Origin of the sequence: Streptomyces sp. SUK 48, from assembly GCF_009650765.1 — a bacterium.
Taxonomy (GTDB): domain Bacteria; phylum Actinomycetota; class Actinomycetes; order Streptomycetales; family Streptomycetaceae; genus Streptomyces.
The window spans coordinates 818,072-838,140 of sequence record NZ_CP045740.1 but is presented as its reverse complement, the minus strand read 5'-3'; the positions used below and the strand labels follow the sequence as shown (position 1 = coordinate 838,140).

The following is a 20,069-nucleotide window of genomic DNA, read 5'->3' as shown; positions in this document are numbered from 1 at the left end:
TTGCTACTGTCCGCCCGCCCATGGCGGCTGCGGAAGCCTTCGCGCGTTGCCTCGCGTTGCCTCCTGTTGCTTCCCGGGGCGCGGGCCTTGATCGGGTGCAATGCGCTGTACAAGCTGGGCCGACACCACTGCGGGGAGGACATCGTGGCCAAGGCGGCCGAGGACGGACAGCCCATCCATCCGCTCACCGCGTTACGGGCCCGCGAGGGGCTCAGCGCCGCGCGCTACCTCGCACGGATCGGCCAGGCCCACCAGGAACTGGGCTTCGGACGAGTGGCCTTCCGCAGAGAGCAGGTCACGCGGTGGACACGAAATGGCGTAACCCCCCAACCGACGACCCTGCTGGCGATGGCCCACTACCACGGCATCGACCTCGCGAGCGTTGACCGCTACGGCTGGCCGGACTTCCTGCACCTCGCGCTCCACGACGATGGCGTCGTCCTTGAGTTGCCCTGGACGGCAGCGGGTACGGTCCTCTCACTGACTGACCTAGGAGGTCACGTGGACCGGCGCACCTTCCTCATCACCCCCACCGGTGCGCTCGGGGCGATCCTCGCCCAGTGGGCCACCGCCGAGCCCTCGCTCGCACTTCCCATCAACGGACGCAGGCTCGGCACCAGCGACGCCCGGCTCTTTGAACTCCGCCTGGACGCACTTCGGCACCTCGACGACACCGTGGGAGCCGAGCAGGTCTACCAAGGCGCAGTCTTCGAACTGCAGATGATCCGGGACCGGATCGAAAACGCCACCTACACCGAGGAGACCGGCCGACGGTTGTTCGCCGCCGCAGCCGAGGCATCCCGACTCGCCGGATGGTGTGCCTACGACGAGGGCCGGCACGCCGCCGCCGAGCGGCACTTCGTCACCGCCCTGCGCGCCGCCGCCACCGCCCAGGACCCGACCCTGAGCGCCCTTGTGCTCGGATTCTGGGCCAACCTGCGTTACAACGCGATGAAAAGCGACCCCAGGGGAGCGCTCCACCTGATCGAGGCGGCGATGTCCGACCGGAAGAAGATCTCCTCCCCACGCGTGCGGGCCATGCTTCACGCCCGCGCCGCCCGCGCCCACTCCAAGGCCGGCGAGAACGCCGCCGCCTACGCCCGCATCGATGACGCCCTCGCCGCATACGAGAGCGCCGAGGCGATCGAAGCAGATGTGCCCGCTCTGTACTGGCTGTCACGAGGAGAGATCCACCAAGTCGCCGCGAGCTCGGCGCTCAGCCTGGGCGAACCCCGCAAGGCCCTGGACCACTTCAGCGCCGCCACCCAGGAAGACCCGTACGACACCGAACGTGAGATCCGCGGCACCGTCATCTACGACGCCCGACGCGCCGAAGCCCACCTGGCGCTCGGCGAACTCGATGCCGCCGTCGCCATCGGACACGATGTCATCGACGTGATGGGCGGCGTCGACTCAGCCCGCTCGACCAGCACACTCGCGGACTTGCGGACACAGCTGCGCCAGCACCGGCACGTCCCGCTCGTCGCCGAATTCCTCAGTATCTCGGCGTGACCCCCAAACTGGCCGACCCGCCGGCGAAGCCGGCTGATCGGGGCGTGAACGTGGACGGGCGGCGCGATTCCCTCGGACGCCTGTTCTCGGAATCGCGCCGCCCGGACGAAGCGCACCCAAGGCGCCGGGCGTTGCTCTACCTGACCAGCGACCGGTGGGCCGGCACACCGCTGTACATGGAGCGGGTGAGCCGGCGCGGCCGGGGGCCGTTCCGGTAGGCACATCCGCGGTGCGATACCAGGTCGTTCCGGAAGATCAGCATCTCGCCTGGTTCCAGACGGATACGAGCGGAATGCGCCTCGGTTGCCGGACCGCGCATGTAGTCCAGCGCTCGTTCCAGGGCAGGGTTGCCCGAGGTGTTCCACAGCTCGGTCGCCCCGTCCGAGAAGCGGGTGACCAGTTCTCCGTCGACCCGGCCGAAGGCCGGCCCGGCGACGCGAAGACGTCCGGGATCCGACACAGGGATGGTCGCGAACCGTGTCAACGCCTCAGGGTGCAGAAGGCTCGTCGCGGCATTCTCATCCGTGGCAAGTAGCTTCAGGAACGCCGCGCAGGAGAAGAACAGCTCCGTCGCGCCGCCGGAGTGCGCCTGTTCCAGGCAGTGCAGAATGGTTGTCTTGATCCCGCCGAGCGGTTCCAGCAGACCATCCACATGGAACTGCTGACCCGTCACCTCGGACCATGGCGGCATCGAAGAACTGTCCCGGGGGATCTCGTTGTACGGGCCCACTTGACCGACCACTTCACACACCTCTGGATCCCGGTAGAGGACCGGCGTGCAGGCGTCGGACAGGCCTAGCGATCGGGCGACGTCCCTGTGTGCGTCGAACGGGTCGTCCGCCGTGGTGAGCGCCGGGATGACGGCGTATCCGCGATTATTCACCTCGGAAATCAGTTCGGTATTCAACATTGCGAGGCCTCCTTCTGCATAAGCCGCGGTGTTCCTGGGCGTTGCGGATCCACAGACCACGCACTCTTGGCGATTCATCCAGGGCATAACGAACCCCGGTAGGTGCCCTAAGACGGGGGAGAGGCGTGGTGATCAGCCTGACCATCAATGGCCGGCGCCGTGACTGTCGTCCGCCCTCAGCCTTGCCGCTGGCGATCTTTTGGACAACGGCTTCGGCGCAAAAGGCAACACGAGACAACACGCGGGCTCCCTCAGGAGCCGACTGCTCACCAACTGGAAGTGGCCTCGGGCGCCGAAACGACCTCGCCGAGCAACTGACCGCTGTGAAGGGGAGTGCCGACGGCAGGACAATCCGTCGGGCTCACGACGGACGTGGAGCAACCGCCACCGGCAGGCGCGTCGATCACCAGCCAAAGGAAGCGCGAGGCAGGTGTGACGCCGCCGGCACCGGTACGAACAAGGTAGCGCCGGTCGGTCCGGCGGGTGGAGCCATGGAGGGCCTCGCGCCGTCTGCCGGTGCCCGGCTTCATGAACAGCCCACATCGCCGTGTCCGTCCATGGCTGAACCGCCGTGCGGTATTCGGCCACGTCCGATGGCTTTGTGCCATTCGACGGCAACCCGATCCCAACATCACTGAGGCCCGGCTACATAAGGAGGCTGAAGTGGCTCGCTGCCATCCTCGCGTGGAGATGGCCGATCGTTTGGGAGGTTGGGACGGTTGCTGACCATCAACGTGGCCGTGTTGCTCGCCGTCATCGTCGTCTGGCGGCTGCGGCGGCGCACGGAAGCCCGTAGCCGCTTCGACGAGAAGATGACCGTCGTCATCGTCCTGGCGCTGGGCGTCCTGATCGCACCCACCCCAGCGGGCCAGGGAATCCTGAACCTCTTGGGACAGCTTGCGAGCGGCGTCACCGAGGCCAGCCGATGAGCCCCCGCACAGGCACTGGCCGGCCAGTGCCAGCCGGCGCCAACTGCGGGGCACAGGTCCGGAGAGCGAGGGAGCGATGGCGGCGTCGGCGCTTGAAGAAGCGGACGCGCCGGCAGTTGCAGGGCTGGGGCGCGGTGGCGGCGCTGGCCGCCGCGGTGTGGGTGGCCCGGCACTGGGCTGTGGTGTGGCCCGTCCTGGTAACCGTTCTCGCCGCGGCCGTGGTGGGCGGTGCCGGATGGACGCTGCTGCGCGCTCACCGCCGCGCGATCGGCCAGGACCGCGCGTGGCGGGCGCAGGAGGAGGCCCGGGCACGCGAGTTGTCGATGGCCCAGGTCGACGCCTTGTCGTGGCAGGAGTTCGAGACGTACATCGCGGAGCTGTGCCGACGGGACGGCTGCACGAAGGTCGTCGTCAGCGGCAAGAGCGGCGATCTGGGCGCGGATGTGGTCGGCTACCTGGCCGACGGCAGGAAACTCGTCGTCCAGTGCAAAAAATACGCGCCGCACCGAAGCGTGCCCTCGCAGGACATGCAGAAATTCGTCGGCACCGCCCGTCTCGAACACGGCGCCGACGTCGCGTTGTTCGTCACCACCTGCCGCGCGTTCACGAGGGACGCGCTGGGCCTGGCCCTGCGCCAGGACATCGTGGCCATGCACCGCGACCTACTGGGATCCTGGGCCAAGGGCGCTCATCTGGAAACCTTGATCCCGCTGAACGGAAGCGGCGGCGGCACCAGGCGGCGCCCCTCTGCCTGACCGCCATACCCGGGTGACGGCAGCCCCCAGCCGCGAGCGGCTCCAGGCCGGAGATGAGCCGGTGACGTGATCGGTAGGGTCACGGTCATGGTCATGGTCATGGGGGCGGGGGAATGTGGGTGCGGTCATGGCTCGCCGAGATTGCGCTGACGACGGTGGCGGGCGGCGTACTGGTCACCCGGTACGTGACGCACGTGGCGAGCCCCACCGGAGTGATCGCCTTCGCCATCGGGTCCGGAGCCGTCTGGGCTCTGGTTCGGGTATCCGCCCGGAGGTACGCCCTCTGGGAGGCGGCCGCGGCCTGACCCTCGGTCGGCGCCCTCGCTCGATGCCTTCGCTGCGAGCTGGGCATGCGCCACTTTCTGTCTCCTACCTCGTGGGTCTGGCCGAGGCAAGACGTTCACGCAGTTTCGCGTGCCGAAACTGATAAACAGTGCCGTATTGGTGGAGAATTCCGAGCCGGTGCGCATCCTCAAGAAACGCCGTGAGCCTCCATGGCAGTCGGCCAGTCACAGTTAGCCAGATTCGGCATCTCGCATAGCACCCCCATGCGCTGCGCAAAATTGCTAGAAATCCGATAAGCAGAGACCATGCAGTCATGCCGAGTGAAAACAGCGCCAAGACCGGCAAGCAAAATATCAGCAACAGTGACATCGCTTTACGGCGAGCAATCCGAAGGCCGATTCGCATGGTCGCCGCGTCCTCTGAATTAAAGGGGCGTGCTAGCCAGCCGAGGCCCCATAACATTGCACCGAGAGCGGCAGGGAATACCACAAAGAATCTTGCAGATTCAATCAGTTCCCCCGTGCTCATTTCCCGGCCGCCCGACGAGAATGATATGCCCTCACCGTGGAGTTGCTTCCAGGCTATCATGACGGCTCCGACGGTCATGATAACTACCCACAGGCCTACCCAAATGAGTACCATGAGGCCCCCGGTACGGAAAAGATCTTTTCCCGGAGTTTGCAGGCGGAAGCGAATGCGTAGATTCCATAATCTCTCGGATTCGGTTAACTTCCTTCCGGGCTCGTAAGGGCCGGAAGCGCCGGTAATAACCCAGCCCCCAAAAACACCAGCAATAACACTGAGGACGGCAGATGCTGCTAGGCCTGCACTGTCAACACGACCAAACAGTCCGGTTATCGCCAGGATCACGAGGAAAATGAAGCATGCCATGCCTGAGATGATTCCTGTGTTCAGCGCCCTCAGCCAGGCCGGTGACCGCTGATGGAGCTGCCACCATGTCAGGTCTTCCGAGCCACGCCGAGTGAGGTCGACGGCAAGCCGCCGCAGCCAGCGCTGAGCATTCTGGCTATCCCATCGGCGATGCCGCCAGGGAACCTCGGACGGGGGTGGACCACTAGTGAATGCCGTCAGCACTAACCTGTCGAGCAAGTGGTTCTCGATCGTCGTTGAATCTGGGAAAAAGACTGGGTCGAGCAACCGACCCGGCTGCGCCTCTGGGGCATTGTAGACAGCCAGAAGCAGACTGATCATGAGTGGTGATTCCAGCGCAATCGCCAAAGGGGATCTGTGATCTGCCTCCAGCGCCTCGAACACAGGTTGCCATTGCGGCTGACGCTGTGGCGTCACCGCCCTCGATAGGTGGTTGAAAGCCTCTCTGGGCTCAACGGGGTTAGCGTGAATAGCGGTGGCGTGTCGCAAAACTCCCGCGTCGCGGACAGTTGCTTCGTATTCACCAGTGCGGCAAGTGAGGACGACAGGAGAGCCCCCAGCTAAAGCGCTATTGAGATGGTGGAGTGCCAGTGCCCGGCAGTGTGTCGGCATCTCATCAAGGCCGTCGAGGATAGGGAGCACGCGCCTGGCCTCGATCAAACGTTTGGCGGCACCTCTGCCAAATTCATGACTACGCAGGCGCGGATAGTCCTCATTGAGTCTGGCAGCTAGCCAGGTATTCAGGTGCTGAAGCGCCGGATCCCAGGAGGCCAAGGGAAGAAGCACTGGTACTGGATCGTTCGGCGAGGACTGCTCAAGTAATGAGAGCAGAAGCAGCGCTGCTAATGTGGATTTTCCTGATCCGATACCGCCAAGCATGACCAGCCTGCGGTTCGGTAGGCTCAAGAACGAGTCAGCCAACGACCTCAGGTCGCTCCGCTCTCCATCGACGTGACCGCCAATGAGCTGTTCGTGATCTGATAGCCTTCCACGGTCCGTTGTCCAGCGGATTGCCAGCGGATTCGCGGTAAATAGTCCCCGCAAGCCGAGCTCTGACCTCCATTGAGAGCCCACCATCCGAGTCAGTTCTCGGCTGGCCAGATCGAGTGGGTCCGTTGCGGCCGTGACGAAAGTCGGCGAATAGCTAATCCTGCCAGTGATGTCACGCGCCATGACCACAAAATCAGCTGCGCCGTGAAATTCATTGTGAACTCCATGTGATGGTGCAGTTGCTCCGGGAGCCTCGCCGGGTTCACTGTCGGGCGTCATAGCAGTGGTACCTGTCCGGCATGACGGCTGGCAGCCGAAGCGACACCAGACAATCGAAACGGAGGCGTGGCATCAACGTGGATCTCTGGTAGCACGGCACCCTCATTCAAAAGATGGGTCGGGTCAGAGAAGGCGAGGTCGTTCTCTCCTGCATTCCCGGGGCGCGGGTCGCCAACCTTGTCACTGGGCCCCGAAGGTGATCCCGCCGCTGAAGTCCCGGCCCTGGACGAGGTTAGTCACCGTGCCGTTGTTGGTATTGTGCACGGACGAGGTGGCTTCTGTTCCCGCGCCCGTTCGAATGTTGTACAGGTCACGGACGAGATCGCCCAGAGCGGGATGTTGAGCCACTGCCGCGGTGAGGTAGCCAGCCCAGTAGGCGCGCAGGAACGCCCGGTCCTGTTCCGTATCACCAGTGGTGACTTCGGCGGCTTGAGCGTGGGCGGCATCCAAACGCTCCTCGATCGCGTCCTGCGGTTCCTGGGTCTGCCGGCTCCAGCGACTGGCCAGGAAGGTGCGTACACTTGCCCAGCCGTCTGTCAGCATCGCGGTCACTAGGGACTGGGCGCTGGGCAGGATCACTGTCATCGGGTCCATGTCTCCATCTCACACCGCCGTGGACAAGTTACGGAAGTCTGGTGTTAGCGGCAGTTGGGCTTCGACTCGGCCCCGGATCACCTGACGGCTCCAGCGTAGGCCCGCGACTCATCCCTGTCGGCGTCCTTCAGGCGAGATCTTGTTACGAGCTCTTAGCATGGCGGCCAACTCACTGCGGGAGTACAGCCGGGTGCGGCTCGATCGCGACCAGCCGGGGCGGCTGTAGCGTACGTAGGCCAGCCCCGCCTCCCAGCCGTAGCGCGCTCCGTCATGACCCCTTCCCATGTCACCGTCTTGGTGGTCACGGACTCGTCGCCTCGACGGCTGAGATTCTCTGCGCGCTCCCGCGTCGTCAGGTCCAGCACCAGGGCGCCACTGGGGGCCAACACCCGGCGCCATGCGCTGAGCGCGGCAAGGTCCTCCGCGTCCGACGCCAGGATCCCGAAGCTGGTCCACAGGTCCAGGACCACATCGAACGGCCCCATCGGAGGCTGGCGCATGTCCACAACCGCGAACTGCCCCTGCGGCTGCAGCTCTTGAGCCCGCTTGTTCTGATGCGTCGACGCGTCGATCCCGACGACGTCATGACCGCGTTCAGCCAGCGGACCGGCATGCCGTCCGAACCCGCAGGCCACGTCGAGTATCCGGACGCCGGAGTCCCAAAGTCGTCCACGGGCTCGTCGCAGTAGCGGGGTCGAAGGCATCCATGTGTCCTGGGCGGTCAGCTGACCGACGCGGACATGGGCCTGGCCGGGCTGGTGGCCGCCGGCCTGCTCAAGCAGACAGTTTGAACGCCGGCCCGCCGAGCGCCCGGGTGAGCAGCTCGGCCGTTCCGGCCGGGGCTTCGATGTAGAGGCGGGTGCCCGGTTCGGTGCTGGACGCGCGCACGGCGATGTGGCCGTGCGCGCCGTCGTCGTAGTGGGCGACGGGCCCGGCGATGTCGGCGCGCCAGGTGGGCAGCAGTCCGGGCAGAGCGCGCAGGACGTCGGTGAGCGGGGCGGGCGTGGTGTGGACGAGCTGGGTGTGCGGGTGGGCCTGACGGACGTCCTGGACGGCGTCGTCCAGGTCCTCCAGGGACGTGAAGGTGCGCAGGAGGGTGGTCAGGGCGGTGAGGGCGTCCCGCTCGAAGTAGTCGTCCGGGCCGGTGACGTGGACGAGAGCGCCGTTGGGCTCCAGCGCCAAGGCCGGGACGGGCTGTTCACGCCATGCCGCCACGAGGTGCTTGAAGCCGACGTCGGTCTCGGTGACCTTCAGGCCGCCCTGCGCGCGCCTCGCGGCGCGCAGGGCCATGCAGGGGGCGACGTGGGTGGTGATCAGCCGCTGCACCGGCAGTCCCGCGTACAGCAGCGCGGCGGCCGGTTCGGCGCTGGGGATGTAGCCGGAGCGGTGGGTGAACAGTACGAGCCGGTCCCCGTCGCCGTCGGTCATCGCCAGCAGGGCCCGCTCGCGGTGGGCGAGCTGGGACAGGAGGACACGGCCGGTGTGTTCGGCGTGGACCCGGGGGACGGGGTCAGGGCTCTGCCCGGCGAAGAACGGCAGCGGACGCCCGCGCAGGACCCGTATGCCGGGCAGACGCTCGGTCAGGACGCCGACCGCGCCGTGGGCGGCATCGAGGAGGACGTCACCGTCGAAGGCTGCGGCGGCTGTGCTGAGCGGGTCGCCGACGGCACCGACGTAGGGCCTGAGGACGTCGGTGCGCTGGTGGTGGCGCACCTCCAGCAGGCCCGGGTCGAGGGCGGCATCTGCCGGCGGCTGGGGCCAGTGGATGCCGTGCCCGGAGCGGTCGCGGACCTTGATGCCGATGTATCCGGGCGGGTTGTGGCTGGCGGTGACGACGACTGCCGCGGTCAGGTCGGGCCTGCGGTGCACGAGGCTCCCGAACGCGGGCGTGGGCCCGGGTGTCGAAGCGAGGTGGGTCGTCAGCCCGTGGTGGGCGAGCAGGTCGGCGGCGAGGTGCGCGACTTCGCGGGCACCGGCTCGGGCGTCGTGCCCGATCAGGACGTGCCCGCCCAGGGCACCCTGGGCGGTGCAGTGGTCGAGGGCGGCGAGAAGCTGCGGTTCGGCCCAGTCCGGGCCGGGACGGCCGCGCCAGCCGTCGGTTGTGGTGGCGAGGGAACGCATCGAAGAGGTCCTTCTACAGGTGGGTAGCGGCCGGTGAGCGCAGCAGCGCCGACAGGTCCGCTTCAGGCGGTCGGTGCAGGGCGAGCCAGCCGTCGAGCCGGGCGGGCCGGGTGCGGGCCAGGTCGCTCCCGGCGGTGTCGTGGACGCTTCCGCCGGCCGCGGCGACGGCCAGGGCGGCGGCCGGGTAGTCCCATGGCGCGGCACCGCGGCCGGGCCGGGGCAGGTAGACGGCGGCCGGTGCGCGGCCGAGAGCGACGAAGGCGATCTTCACGCTGGCGGTGGTGACCGGGCGTACGGACCAGCCGGTCCCGGACAAGCGGTCCTGGACGGCGGCCGTGCGGCTGGGGCTGGTCAGGACGGTGTGGGAGCCGTGGTGCGGCAGCTGGGTCACGTCGCCGGTGACATGGAGGAGACCGGGCGCCGCGCTGATGCGGAGGTCGTGGGCGGGCAGGTCGATGACGCCTTCGGCCGGGATGCCGTCGCGGACCAGGCAGACGGCGATCGCGTAGTCGCTGCTGCCGACGAGGAACGGCGCGGTGCCGTCCAGCGGATCCACGAGCAGGCACTCGTCGGGCAGTTGGGGGATCGCGGCCAGGCCCTCCTCGGCGATCACCGGGACTCCGGGGAACGTGCGGGAGAGCTCGGCCGTGAGGCGCTCTTGCAGGGTGAGGTCGAGCTCGGTGACCACTTCGCGGCCGCCGTGGACACTCGCCTTCTCCCGTGCTGGGGCCGGGGCCGCGTGGAAGCGGGTGATGTCCCGGCGGCAGGTGTCGAGGGCCGAGCGCAGCGCGCGCCCGAGCTCCGGGTCCGCGCTTGCTCCTGGCTCGGGCGCGTGCGGCGCGGTCACGGCCCGCTCCCCGGGATGGGGTCGGCGTGCACGGGCACGGGCCGGCCCAGGGCCGCGATCGCCGCCGGGTCCTGCCACAGGCCGAGCAGGCGCACCAGGCCCGGCCCCGGGGCCGAAGCCACCCGGGCAACAACGCCGTCACCGAACTGCGCGCGGGCCCGGCTGAGGAACCGCTCGCGCAGGATGTCGGAGTGGAGCAGGGAACCGGACAGAACGAGCACGGGTGGCGCCGCAGCGCCGAGTCCGACAGCCCGGCAGACCGCCCCGGCTCCCTCGACCAGCTCCTGGGCGGTGTTGTCGAGCAGCCCGGCCGCCACCAGATCGCCGGCGCGGGCCGTCTCGAGCACGAACGGCGCGAACGAGGCGACGTACGGCTTGCGGGCGGCGTCGCCGTGTACGGCGTGGAAGAGGCTCTCGCCCAAAGAGACGTCTGCGCCGGGGGTGGGCTGGCACCATCGGCGGGCAGCGTCGACGAGGGCGGTGGCGGGGCCGCGCCCGTCGTGGGCCCGGACGACGGCCCGCAGGGCGCAGGCGGCCAGGTCGTGACCGCCGCCCTCGTCGGACAGCAGCCACTCCAGCCCGGAGGCGCGTGCCCAGCGTTCGCCGTTGCGGGCGGCGAACCCGGTGCCCGTGCCGCAGATCACCACGCACAGCGGGCCGTCGCCGTCGAGCAGCATCGGCACGATGTCGTTGGTGACCAGTACCGGGACGGGCGGGTGGCCGGCGGTGGCCATCGCCCGCCGGATCAGGGCGGCGAACTCGTCGGCGCAGACGTGGGTAGAAGCGGCGCCGTGAGCGGCGACGACTCCCCGCAGCGGTCCGCGGCGGGGGAGTGCGCGAATCAGCCCGGCCGCCGCCGAACCCAGCCAGAACCCGCCCCGGAAGAAGAACCGTCCGGTTCACCCTGGCCGACCGGACACCGGTTTGCCGACCGCACCCGAGCCCGGCACGCTTCCGTCCACGCGCTCCTGGAAGCAGGACACAGCCTGCGTTCGGTCCAGCGGCAGCTCGGGATGGCCTGGCACACCGTCAAACGGTTCGCCGACGCCGCGAAGCCGGAGGACCTGTTCATCGGCCAGTGGCAGAACCGGCCCTCGGTCCTCGACGACTACAAGCCCCACCTGGACGACCGCTGGGACGAGGGCAGCAGCGTGCGACCGGCTACGTACTCCATGGCCAGCCAAGGCCGGTCTGCGTAAGGATCCGCGTCCGGGAAGCGGGCCACCCGGTTCGTGCCGATCACCGTGCGGGCGATCAACGCCTCCTTCTCGAAGCGCGCACGTGTCAGCGGATCGAGCTTGTCGTTGCGAATCACCTTCACCGCGACCGGATCACCTGCGGGCGTGTAGGCGAGATAGACCTCACCCATCCCGCCCGAGCCGAGCTCCCGCGCCACCGTGTACCGGCCGATCCGCGTGGGCACCCCGCTCATCCGCACCGACTCACCTTTCCACCGCGCCTCACCCGATCGGCGCTCTTGCCCGCCACACTCTAATCGGCCAAGAGGTCAGCCTGAGGTGCTTTCATCCTGATCAGGACACCGAGCAACGCGATGCAAGCCGAAACCGGCCGTGAGGAAGTCGGGGCACCGTGATCTCCAGCAGCCGGTGCGTCGACGACTCCTGGGTGTCTGTGAGTCCGGGGCCGACAAGAAACTGCCTGCTTCTAATGGATCTTCTGCTGTTCCAGCCACTTGAAGACCTCGGCCTTCTTGTACAGGACCTTGGCATTCCTGCCTCGGCCGAGCTTGTAGCCCTTCAAGCCCAGTTTCGATGCCTCCCTGTAGACCCAGCTCGTGGACATATTGAGCATCGCAGCGACCTCATAGGTGTCCATAAGGACGGGCTCGACGCTTCGGCGCCTGCGCGACGATTCGATATCGGTGCGGGTCTCGTCGGGGTGCGACTGCGGTCCCACGGGCAAGATGACTCCTTGAGGCTGGCCTGAGCTGATCGCGGCAGCGGTTCGCGCTCTGCTCTGGTCGAATTCCAAACGTCCTTGACGACCGCCCTGTGCCACCGCCAGGAGTCACCGGACGAGCCACAGCCATGGTCGTGAGAATCGCCGGTTTGGCTAACCGGCGATCCGCCGCTATGTTGCCGCGCTGCTTCGGCCACTCAGACTCATGGAGCTGGTGGGCGCCTCCTCCTCTGAGACGGGATACGAGGGGCCTGTGCCAGCTGACCCATGGCGGCGCGTGGTCCGGCTTCCGGTCGAGCGCCTTCGCTCCTGACTGCCATCCAGACCGGCCGCGTGACGGTGATCACGGACGTCCTTCGGGGGGTGCTGCATAGGCTTGGGCCGTCGCCACGGTGGGGTCCGCGAGAGTGGGCGAAGCCCTCCTCCAGTCAACTGACGGGGCGTCAGGAAAGTCAGCAAGTGGTCAGCATGAGTCCTGAAAAACGCAGGGAAAGCTGCCCGAACATGCGACTCGTTGTAGGGTGTCGAAACAGCCCTTGACCTGCAAAAACGCAGGCGGGGAGCCTACTTGTGGGAGTGCCTCGATGTTGCGTACAATGTTCTGGTTCAAGATGTCGTCGCGATCCATGAACATGATCTGGCTCCGCTTCGCTGCGTCCAACGCGTTGCCCAGCCAGTTGCGTGCAGCCTTGGTGATCTCCCCGCCGGCCACGATGAACGCATGGTCGACGAGGACGCGCCGGTTGGTCTCGGGGTCGAAGATCTCGTGCGCCAGCATCATCAGAGCCTGATTGTGGATCTCAGCGATGTTGGCATTGCCCGCCCTGGACCTTCCGGTGGCGTCCAGTTTCCCGCGCTTCACCTGGATGCCGAAGTACAGGAAGTGCTGGGTCGGCAGGGTGTACCTCATCCAGATGTCCTTGCCGTACTCCAGCGCCTTGTCCCGGTGCCCGGCTGCAGTGATCCGGTGAAAGCCCAGCTGACGGAAGAGCGGCAGCAGTACTTCCTCAATGAGCACATCCTCGCTGCACGTGTCCAGAAACGCGGCAAGTGCTGTACGTCGTTGCATCTCGGCGGCGCTCAGAGGGCGATGCGGGTTCTTGGCCAACATCGAAACAGTGTTCGTTCCGATGTGCCGCAGGTAGCAGTGCTTATCCTCCCCGTAGAAGGCTTCGAACCCTTCCCGGGCGAGCGCATTGTTCAGCAAGCGCAAGGCATTGGACCGGTCGAGACCCTCATTGAGGGCATCCGCCGGACTCATCAGATGGTCAATCACCCTACAGAAGGACTCCGGTGGGTGTGAAGGCCCCTCGTGCGGCTCCGCCAACAATTGTTCCAGCACTCCAGCGACCCAGCGGTGCCGCGTCGAACCATCGTGCTCCCAATCCATGTCGAGTTCCGCGAAGAACTCGGTGATGTAGCTGCTCGACCGATACGGGAAATATGCAGGCTCGCCCTCAGCTTGAGGATCTGCCGCACCGAGGTTTCCGCAAATGAGGTCGCCAAGCATTTCCAGCGTTCGCTTTCTGAACTTCACGACGCCCTCCCCAGAGCCGCTCCCCCAGCCACCGCGTGCGGACTATTGTGCCCTGTCACCGCAGAACGTCCGGCACGTACGACCAAGTCCGGTTTCGTCACGGCAGCATCAACGGTGGCCACGACGTCACGCATCCACCGACAGCCGGCATACCGCTGAGCCCGCCCGAGCAGGGCACACTGCATCAACCCACCACACGGCAGGACCCACCCGGCTTCCCCGGGGCCCGCGTCGCCTCACGGATGATCCCTGTCTTGCTGGCTGCGATCGCAAATCCAGCGTCCCCGAGCGCATCGCAGGAACACGAACTGCATGAGGAGCCGAGCGCGTCATGCGCGCAAGCACAGTCGAGCTCGAGACGAAGCCCCACCGGAGTGCTCCGGTGGAGCTTCGTCTCGTGGCTCCGGCAGAGGCCCCGCCAGCACGCTCCCCGGCGCGGCCTTGCTCTGTCACAGGCGCTGTCACACGTCTGTCACCAACTACACCGACTCCCCCGGACTCGATGCCCTGACCTGCTCTTACGCGCCCGCCCTGGACCGACATGGACGCCAGAAGACGGTCTCTACAACCTGTGCCATGTGGTGCCGTTGCAGCCCGACCCGGAGAGCAGCCCCCACAGGCTTCGCTGCAGCCTCAAGCCGCCTCCCACAGGCCGGCGTCGAGAATGCGGGCCGCCTTCGTGATGCTTCCCGGCATCAGGTGCCGGTAGGTCCGATACGTCTCCTCAATGGACTTGTGCCCCATCCATTCCGCCACATCGGTGATCGGTATCCCGTGGCCGAGCGCGTTCGAGGCGAAGTAGTGCCGGAAGCTGTACATGCCGACACCCTCCTCCGCGGGGAGGTCCTTGAAGAGCTTCTGCACACGGCGGCGTTCCATCGGCTCGGTGTAGTAGCCGCTCGGGCCGCGCAGGAGATAGCCATCCCGTGTGGTGCCGTACTTCTCCTCAAACCGCTCCATCGCTTCCCGCACCGAGCGCGGCAGAGGAACCTCCCGGAACTCCCCCGCCTTGCGGTGCTTCAGCTTCGCTGGCCTGTGCGTGTTGGAGTGGATCTGCTCATGCACCCGGTAGACGTCATCCGCCACAATGTTGTTGACGTTCACTGCCCGGGCCTCCCCGTTTCGCAAACCGCAGCCCACCATCATGACGATCTCCAGCGCGAGATACTCATCAGCGGCAGTCAGCGCCTTCTTCACATAGTCGAGGGACGGGATGACCACCTTCTGGCGGACGTACTCCGGCTCCTGGACCCCCTTCACAGGATCGTCCGCCATGGCCCCCTTGCCATAGGCGTCCCGCAATATCGCCTTCAGAGTGCGGAAGATGTTCACCTGGTTCCCGCGGCCCACCCCATCGGCCTCCAACTCGTCCAGGAAACGCTCGACCACGATCGGCGTGACAGAGTTCAGCGTCCTTGATCCGAGACGAGGGATGATGTGCACGTTGATGGAGCTGTCGACGTGCCAGCCCGTGGAGTACTCCGTCATCCTCCGCTGCCGCGGCCGCCACTGCTTCGCGTATTCCGCGACCGTCTGGTGACCGAGTTCCCGGCGGGCCTCGGCAACGGACGGCGCCGTTTTCTTTTTCTCCGCATAGATCTGCGTAAGGCGCTCGATCGCGTCGTCCTGCGTGCCGAAACCCGCCTCTTCACGCTGCCTACCGAGAGCGTCCCTGAACCGAATCGTGTATGGGTGCGAGCAACGGGTCGGCCTGGAACAACCGCACTCCTTGAAGAACGACCCCATCCCACGAGCGAGCTGTCGAGCCACGTATCAAGCCTTCCGAGCAGGGCGCCGGGCGGCACAGCAGGCCCTTGCCACGAGTGCAGGTCAGCAAGCCGGACACCACCCGGCCCGATGCTGACCTTTTGCTGACCTGGAGGCGACGATCAGGGCTCTGACCTGCGGAAACACCCAAACGCTAGATCTTGAACCAGTACGTGGTGACCAACCTGCCGCTTCCCGTAGGTGTACTGCCAGGTCCGATGCCATCCGGTGGTACCGCGGATGCGCCATTCTGATGCTCGTTCGCGGCCGGCGGCTCAGGTGGCCCGGCGGGCGTGGCCAGGGATACGGCCGTCAGCAAAGCTGCCAGGGCGCTTGGCCGCGCAAGCGGGGACGGTGCGCCGGGTGGTGTGCAGGGCATCGGTGCTTTCGGAGCGGGCCTGTCCCGCTACCTGCTGGCTCAGCAGGTCCAGGTGTACGAGGAGAACCGGCCGGACCACTCGGCCCGTCGGCTGTCGGGGCAGTCCGACCCGCTCGCCGCACAGGCTGCTGCACGGGCCGTGCTCAGTGGCTGCGCCCGGGCCCGGGCCAAGTCCGGCGACGGTCCGGTGCACAGCGCTCGGGCGCGGTGGCCCAGACCACCCACATGACCCTGAGAATGCTCGCCGGGCGCATCGAACAGCTCTCCGGGCAGATCGATGAGCTGAACCAACGCCTGACCCAGCGCGTCGAACACCAGGCCCCGGAGCTACTCGTACCGGTGGGCATCGGTCCGGACAGCGCCGTCATGTTGCTGATCATCATGGGAGACAACACTGAGCGGCTGGCCACCGAGGCTTCCTTTGCTGCCCGCGGGGTCAGCCCCATCGAGTATTCCTCTGGCCGTAGGAGCAGGCGTCGGCTCAACTACGGTGGCGACCGCCAGGCGAACGCGGCCCTGCAGCGCATCGTGTTCACCCGACTGTGCCACGCCCCCCGCATCCGGCGTACTACGAACGCCGGAGTCAGGAGGGCAAGGTTGGACGTGAGATCATCCGCGCACGCCGGCGAGCCCGGTGGACGATGTGGTGCCGGCTGCCCGGCCCATCACCGTGTTCGACGCGCTGGCCTCCTAGGCCGGGTACGGATTCTCCTCCGACTTCACACTGCCGGCGGGCGTTGTTCACGGTGCAAAAGGACGGCCGGGTGCCGAGCAACTTCCCATCGGCCGACGAGTGGATGGCGGCGCTCGGCCGCATCCCGCTGCTGTACCAACCGGGCGGCGCCTCGCTGGACGCCACCTGCTCCGTACTGCAGGGTGTACTGGGTTCGCGGGTCACCGGACAGCCGCTGCCGGAGTTCCTGACGGAACGGATATTCGAGCCGCTGGGCATGGTGGACACCGGTTTCGAGGTGCCGGCCGCCAAGCGGGACCGGTTCACAAGCTTCTACAGGCCGGCCGGCGACGGCAGCCTGGAGCTCGCCGACGGCCCGGACGGGAAGTGGAGCAGCCTGCCCGCGCTGCGGCTGGGCAACGGAGGGCTGGCCTCGACCCGCCGACGACTGGCTCGCCTTCTGCCACCAACGCTGGCGGAGGCCGCGACCGCTGGTACCGATGGTGATGGTGACCTGCCGTCCTGATCAGTAGCGACCCGAACCTGCGGGAAGAACTGCCCGGGTTGCACGGGGCAGCACCAGAAGCACCGTGGGAACCGGCCGCTAGCGTGGATGGACCGACTTGACCGAGAAGAGCCGGGGCTGCACGTCTGTCGCGATCTTGGCTGCTTGGTCCATGTGGACGCGGGCCTCGGGGTTGTCGAGCATCGCCCTGTAGTGCTCCTCGGTCTCCCACTGGGCGTAGTTGATCACGCGTTCGCCGTCGAGGGAGGCGTGGAAGTTGGCGCAGACGAAGCCCGGCTGGTGCTTCATGGTCTCCTCGGTCGCACGGGCGAGCAGCTTGATCAGCTCGTCCTGGCGGTCGGGGAAGACGGTGAAGACGTTGATGAGGGTGGTCACGGGGCGGGTCGTATCGACCTGAACGGTAACGGTCATGCGGGTATTCGTGCCCTTACGCGCGAGTGAGTTGTCGCGTTCGGCCGCGCATTCGCTCGAACGGAGGTGGGGGGCAACACCTTACATTTTGCCGAGAGTTGTCGGCACGGACGCCAGGACGTGCCCCAGGCGATCTGCCGACAGGCCCCCGCCCTGCGCCAGTTGTGCCGAGCCGCCACCCTTGCCGTTCAGGAGCCGCTTGACCATTCGCCCGGCGTGCAGTCCCGACGAGTCGGCGGCCGAGTTGACGGCGGCCACCAGGGTCGCCTTGCCGTCCGAGGCGGTACCGATCACTACAACCCCAGGGCGCTGCGCGGGAAGCAGATCGCGGACGGCGGCGGCCAGCGTCCTCGCGTCGTCCGTGTCACCGTCCGTGGTCGCGGTCACCACCAGGACTCCGTCCGAATCCCGTGCACCGTGTACCAGTTCGGCGGCGCGTGCGCGTGTGGCGGCCTGCCGCAGCCGCTGGTTCTCACGGTCGGCCCACTTCAGCCGCTCCAGCAGCCCGGCGATGCGGTCGGGGAGTTCGGTGCGCGGCGCCTGTATCTGCTCGGCGATGCGGGCAACGAGGTCGCGTTCGCGGGCCAGGTAGCCGAAGCCTTCGACGCCGACGGCGGCCTCCAGGCGGCGCATGCCCGCACCGACCGAGGACTCCGAGGTCAGCGCTACGACACCGATCTGCGAGGCGTGCTCGACATGCGTGCCGCCGCACAGCTCCCGTGACCACGCGCCGCCGATTTCGACGACGCGGACCTTCTCGCCGTAGGTCTCGTCGAAGAGGGCGAGAGCGCCCAGTTCCTTCGCCTCCGGCAGGGTCGTCCAGCGGACGCCGACCGGCAGATCGCGGCGCAGGGCCTGGTTGGCGGCCTCTTCGATCTCGCTCCGGACGGACGAGGACACTGCGCCCCGCCAGGGGAAGTCAAGGCGAAGATAGCCGGGGCGGTTGTAGGAGCCGGACTGCAGGGCGGTGGGGCCGAGTATCTGGCGCAGGGCCGCGTGCAGGACGTGGGTGCCGGAATGGGCCTGGCGGGCGCCGAGCCGCCACTCGGGATCCACGGCCGCCGTCACCTCGTCACCGACCGCTAGTTCACCTGCCGTGACGCGCACCTGGTGAACCACGAGACCGGGCAGCGGGCGCTGTACGTCCAGGACTTCAGCCGCCACGGACGGGCCGGAGAGATGGCCGGCGTCGCTGTCCTGACCGCCGGACTCGGCGTAGAACGGGGTGCGGTCCAGGATCGCGGTCACGATCTCTCCCTCACCCGCCACCGGGACCGGGCCGGAATCGGTCAGCAGGGCGAGAACACGGGACCGAGTGGTCAGGGTGTCCCACGCCCGCCAGTCGGTCGGACCGTGTTCGTCCAGGACACCACGCAGGACCGCCGTGTCCGTCGTGCCGCCCGACTTGCGGGCGCGGGCGTCGGCTCGCGCGCGTTCGCGTTGCTCGCGCATCAGCGCGGTGAAGCCCTCGCGGTCGACCTCCACGCCCTGTTCGGCCGCCATCTCCAACGTGAGGTCGATCGGGAAGCCGTACGTGTCGTGCAGCAGGAACGCCTTCGCGCCGGGCAGTCGGCGACCGCCGCCCGACTTGACCTCGGCCACGGCCGTGTCCAGGACGGTCGTTCCCTGGCGCAGGGTCGCGCGGAAGGCGTCCTCCTCGCCGGCCGCCCGGTCGACGATCCGGCCGTAGGTGTCGGCGACCTCCGGGTAGCTGGGCGCCATGCAGCCCCGGGCCACGGCCAGCAGTTCCGGCAGCACCGGGTCCTGGTAGCCGAGTTGGCGCATCGAGCGCACAGCCCGGCGCAGGATGCGGCGCAGAACGTAGCCGCGGCCCTCGTTGCCGGGGGAGACGTCGTCGGCGAGCAGCATCAAGGCGGTGCGGATGTGGTCGGCGACCACCCGCAGGCGTATGTCGGCCTCGGTGCCGGCTCCGTAGCGCACACCGGCCAGTGCGGCGGCCCGGTCGAGGACCGGCCGGGTCTCGTCGATCTCGTAGAGGTTGTCGACGCCCTGGAGCAGGGTGGCCATGCGTTCCAGGCCCATGCCGGTGTCGATGTTGCGGCGGGGGAGTTCGCCGAGGATCGGATAGCCCGACTTGCCGGGGCCTTCGCCACGTTCGTACTGCATGAAAACGAGGTTCCAGAACTCCATGTACCGGTCTTCGTCGACCGCCGGGCCGCCCGCGCGGCCGAGCGTGGGACCGCGGTCGTAGTAGAGCTCCGAGCAGGGACCGCACGGACCAGGCACGCCCATGGACCAGAAGTTGTCCTCGTCGCCGCGTGCCACGATCCGCTCGTCGGGCAGGCCGGCGATCCGCCGCCACATGCCGCGGGATTCGTCGTCGGTGTGGTGCACGGTCACCCAGATCCGGTCCGGATCCAGACCGTAGCCGCCCTCGGCCACCGGCGAGGTGGACAGCTCCCAGGCGAAGGAGATGGCCTCCTCCTTGAAGTAGTCGCCGAGGGAGAAGTTGCCGTTCATCTGGAAGAAGGAGCCGTGCCGGGTGGTGCGGCCGACTTCCTCGATGTCCAGGGTGCGCACGCACTTCTGCACGCTCGTCGCCCGCGGCCACGGCGCCGGCGCTTCGCCCGTGAGGTACGGCTTGAAGGGCACCATGCCCGCGTTGACGAAGAGCAACGTCGGGTCAGGCGTGGGCAACGGGGCGCTGGGGACGACGGTGTGACCGCGCTCGGCGAAGAAGTCGAGGAAACGGCGGCGGATCTCGGCGGTGCGCACGGGGACT

16 protein-coding genes and 2 pseudogenes are annotated in these 20,069 nt (G+C 67.4%); 6 read left to right on the top strand and 12 right to left on the bottom strand.

Translation table 11 applies throughout. The annotated features are described in order from the left end of the window. The first annotated feature begins 144 nt into the window (after window positions 1–144). Window positions 145–1,512 (top strand): transcriptional regulator, encoded by a 1,368-nt coding sequence (locus tag GHR20_RS03720; RefSeq protein ID WP_243877912.1) that lies wholly within the window; start codon window positions 145–147, stop codon window positions 1,510–1,512. A 136-nt stretch (window positions 1,513–1,648) separates the two neighbouring features. Here GHR20_RS03720 and GHR20_RS03715 read toward each other — a convergent pair whose 3' ends face one another. After that, window positions 1,649–2,422, bottom strand: coding sequence for a TauD/TfdA family dioxygenase (locus GHR20_RS03715; RefSeq protein ID WP_194858792.1), 774 nt, complete (start codon window positions 2,420–2,422; stop codon window positions 1,649–1,651). A gap of 719 nt (window positions 2,423–3,141) precedes the next feature. On the opposite strand from GHR20_RS03715, the gene GHR20_RS03710 reads away from it, so the two are divergent. Together GHR20_RS03710 and GHR20_RS03705 are read left to right on the top strand one after the other, a co-directional pair. After that, on the top strand, window positions 3,142–3,351 hold the full coding sequence (locus GHR20_RS03710) for a hypothetical protein (protein WP_153812200.1): 210 nt from the start codon (window positions 3,142–3,144) through the stop codon (window positions 3,349–3,351). Window positions 3,352–3,506: 155 nt separating this feature from the next. Continuing rightward, window positions 3,507–4,106 (top strand): restriction endonuclease, encoded by a 600-nt coding sequence (locus tag GHR20_RS03705; protein WP_243878284.1) that lies wholly within the window; start codon window positions 3,507–3,509, stop codon window positions 4,104–4,106. A 369-nt stretch (window positions 4,107–4,475) separates the two neighbouring features. Here GHR20_RS03705 and GHR20_RS03700 read toward each other — a convergent pair whose 3' ends face one another. The 9 genes from GHR20_RS03700 to GHR20_RS03655 all read right to left on the bottom strand — a co-directional run bounded on the left by GHR20_RS03700 (window position 4,476) and on the right by GHR20_RS03655 (window position 15,316). Beyond that, the gene (locus GHR20_RS03700; protein WP_153812198.1) at window positions 4,476–6,551 is read right to left on the bottom strand and encodes an NACHT domain-containing protein; all 2,076 of its coding nucleotides are present in this window, start codon (window positions 6,549–6,551) and stop codon (window positions 4,476–4,478) included. A 180-nt stretch (window positions 6,552–6,731) separates the two neighbouring features. Further along, window positions 6,732–7,136 carry a hypothetical protein gene (locus tag GHR20_RS03695; protein WP_153812197.1) on the bottom strand — a complete coding sequence of 135 codons (405 nt, stop codon included), beginning with the start codon at window positions 7,134–7,136 and terminating at the stop codon, window positions 6,732–6,734. Between the two features lie 783 nt (window positions 7,137–7,919). After that, the gene (locus GHR20_RS03685) at window positions 7,920–9,266 is read right to left on the bottom strand and encodes a hypothetical protein (protein ID WP_153812195.1); all 1,347 of its coding nucleotides are present in this window, start codon (window positions 9,264–9,266) and stop codon (window positions 7,920–7,922) included. Between the two features lie 13 nt (window positions 9,267–9,279). After that, window positions 9,280–10,113, bottom strand: a complete 834-nt coding sequence (locus GHR20_RS03680) for an inositol monophosphatase family protein (RefSeq protein ID WP_194858791.1) — start codon at window positions 10,111–10,113, stop codon at window positions 9,280–9,282. Then, window positions 10,110–10,847: a BadF/BadG/BcrA/BcrD ATPase family protein gene (locus tag GHR20_RS03675; protein WP_153812193.1), complete on the bottom strand. Its 738-nt coding sequence runs from the start codon at window positions 10,845–10,847 to the stop codon at window positions 10,110–10,112. Before GHR20_RS03675 ends, GHR20_RS03680 begins: the two co-directional genes overlap by 4 nt. Window positions 10,848–11,221: 374 nt before the next feature. After that, a complete protein-coding gene (locus GHR20_RS03670; protein ID WP_243877911.1) occupies window positions 11,222–11,545 on the bottom strand; it encodes a hypothetical protein in 324 nt (107 codons plus the stop codon). Between the two features lie 233 nt (window positions 11,546–11,778). Then, window positions 11,779–12,030: a helix-turn-helix domain-containing protein gene (locus GHR20_RS03665; RefSeq protein WP_112438271.1), complete on the bottom strand. Its 252-nt coding sequence runs from the start codon at window positions 12,028–12,030 to the stop codon at window positions 11,779–11,781. Between the two features lie 466 nt (window positions 12,031–12,496). Further along, the gene (locus GHR20_RS03660; RefSeq protein ID WP_243877910.1) at window positions 12,497–13,570 is read right to left on the bottom strand and encodes a restriction endonuclease; all 1,074 of its coding nucleotides are present in this window, start codon (window positions 13,568–13,570) and stop codon (window positions 12,497–12,499) included. Between the two features lie 633 nt (window positions 13,571–14,203). Beyond that, window positions 14,204–15,316 carry a site-specific integrase gene (locus GHR20_RS03655; RefSeq protein ID WP_153815812.1) on the bottom strand — a complete coding sequence of 371 codons (1,113 nt, stop codon included), beginning with the start codon at window positions 15,314–15,316 and terminating at the stop codon, window positions 14,204–14,206. A gap of 389 nt (window positions 15,317–15,705) precedes the next feature. Here GHR20_RS03655 and GHR20_RS37275 point away from each other — a divergent pair, with 389 nt between their 5' ends. From GHR20_RS37275 to GHR20_RS03645, 3 genes and pseudogenes are all read left to right on the top strand, one after another. Further along, the gene (locus GHR20_RS37275; RefSeq protein WP_243877908.1) at window positions 15,706–15,945 is read left to right on the top strand and encodes a hypothetical protein; all 240 of its coding nucleotides are present in this window, start codon (window positions 15,706–15,708) and stop codon (window positions 15,943–15,945) included. Further along, a pseudogene (locus tag GHR20_RS38260) lies at window positions 15,942–16,223 on the top strand (transposase); the annotation flags it as partial. The gene GHR20_RS37275 and the pseudogene GHR20_RS38260, both read left to right, overlap by 4 nt. A 109-nt stretch (window positions 16,224–16,332) precedes the next feature. Next, window positions 16,333–16,828: pseudogene (locus GHR20_RS03645) on the top strand (serine hydrolase domain-containing protein); the annotation flags it as partial. A gap of 165 nt (window positions 16,829–16,993) precedes the next feature. Here GHR20_RS03645 and GHR20_RS03640 read toward each other — a convergent pair. Next, window positions 16,994–17,326, bottom strand: a complete 333-nt coding sequence (locus tag GHR20_RS03640; protein WP_153812192.1) for an antibiotic biosynthesis monooxygenase family protein — start codon at window positions 17,324–17,326, stop codon at window positions 16,994–16,996. Window positions 17,327–17,407: 81 nt separating this feature from the next. Further along, window positions 17,408–20,062, bottom strand: a complete 2,655-nt coding sequence (gene alaS / locus GHR20_RS03635) for an alanine--tRNA ligase (RefSeq protein ID WP_153812191.1) — start codon at window positions 20,060–20,062, stop codon at window positions 17,408–17,410. Window positions 20,063–20,069: the final 7 nt, after the last annotated feature.

Excerpts from the sequence above, each read along its gene's own strand:
- GHR20_RS03715 (WP_194858792.1), bottom strand. The coding sequence starts at position 2,422 with ATGTTGAATACCGAACTGATTTCCGAGGTGAATAATCGCGGATACGCC.
- GHR20_RS03700 (WP_153812198.1), bottom strand. The coding sequence starts at position 6,551 with ATGACGCCCGACAGTGAACCCGGCGAGGCTCCCGGAGCAACTGCACCA.
- GHR20_RS03695 (WP_153812197.1), bottom strand. The coding sequence starts at position 7,136 with ATGACAGTGATCCTGCCCAGCGCCCAGTCCCTAGTGACCGCGATGCTG.
- GHR20_RS03685 (WP_153812195.1), bottom strand. The coding sequence starts at position 9,266 with ATGCGTTCCCTCGCCACCACAACCGACGGCTGGCGCGGCCGTCCCGGC.
- GHR20_RS03675 (WP_153812193.1), bottom strand. The coding sequence starts at position 10,847 with ATGGCCACCGCCGGCCACCCGCCCGTCCCGGTACTGGTCACCAACGAC.
- GHR20_RS03670 (WP_243877911.1), bottom strand. The coding sequence starts at position 11,545 with ATGAGCGGGGTGCCCACGCGGATCGGCCGGTACACGGTGGCGCGGGAG.
- GHR20_RS03655 (WP_153815812.1), bottom strand. The coding sequence starts at position 15,316 with ATGGGGTCGTTCTTCAAGGAGTGCGGTTGTTCCAGGCCGACCCGTTGC.
- GHR20_RS03640 (WP_153812192.1), bottom strand. The coding sequence starts at position 17,326 with ATGACCGTTACCGTTCAGGTCGATACGACCCGCCCCGTGACCACCCTC.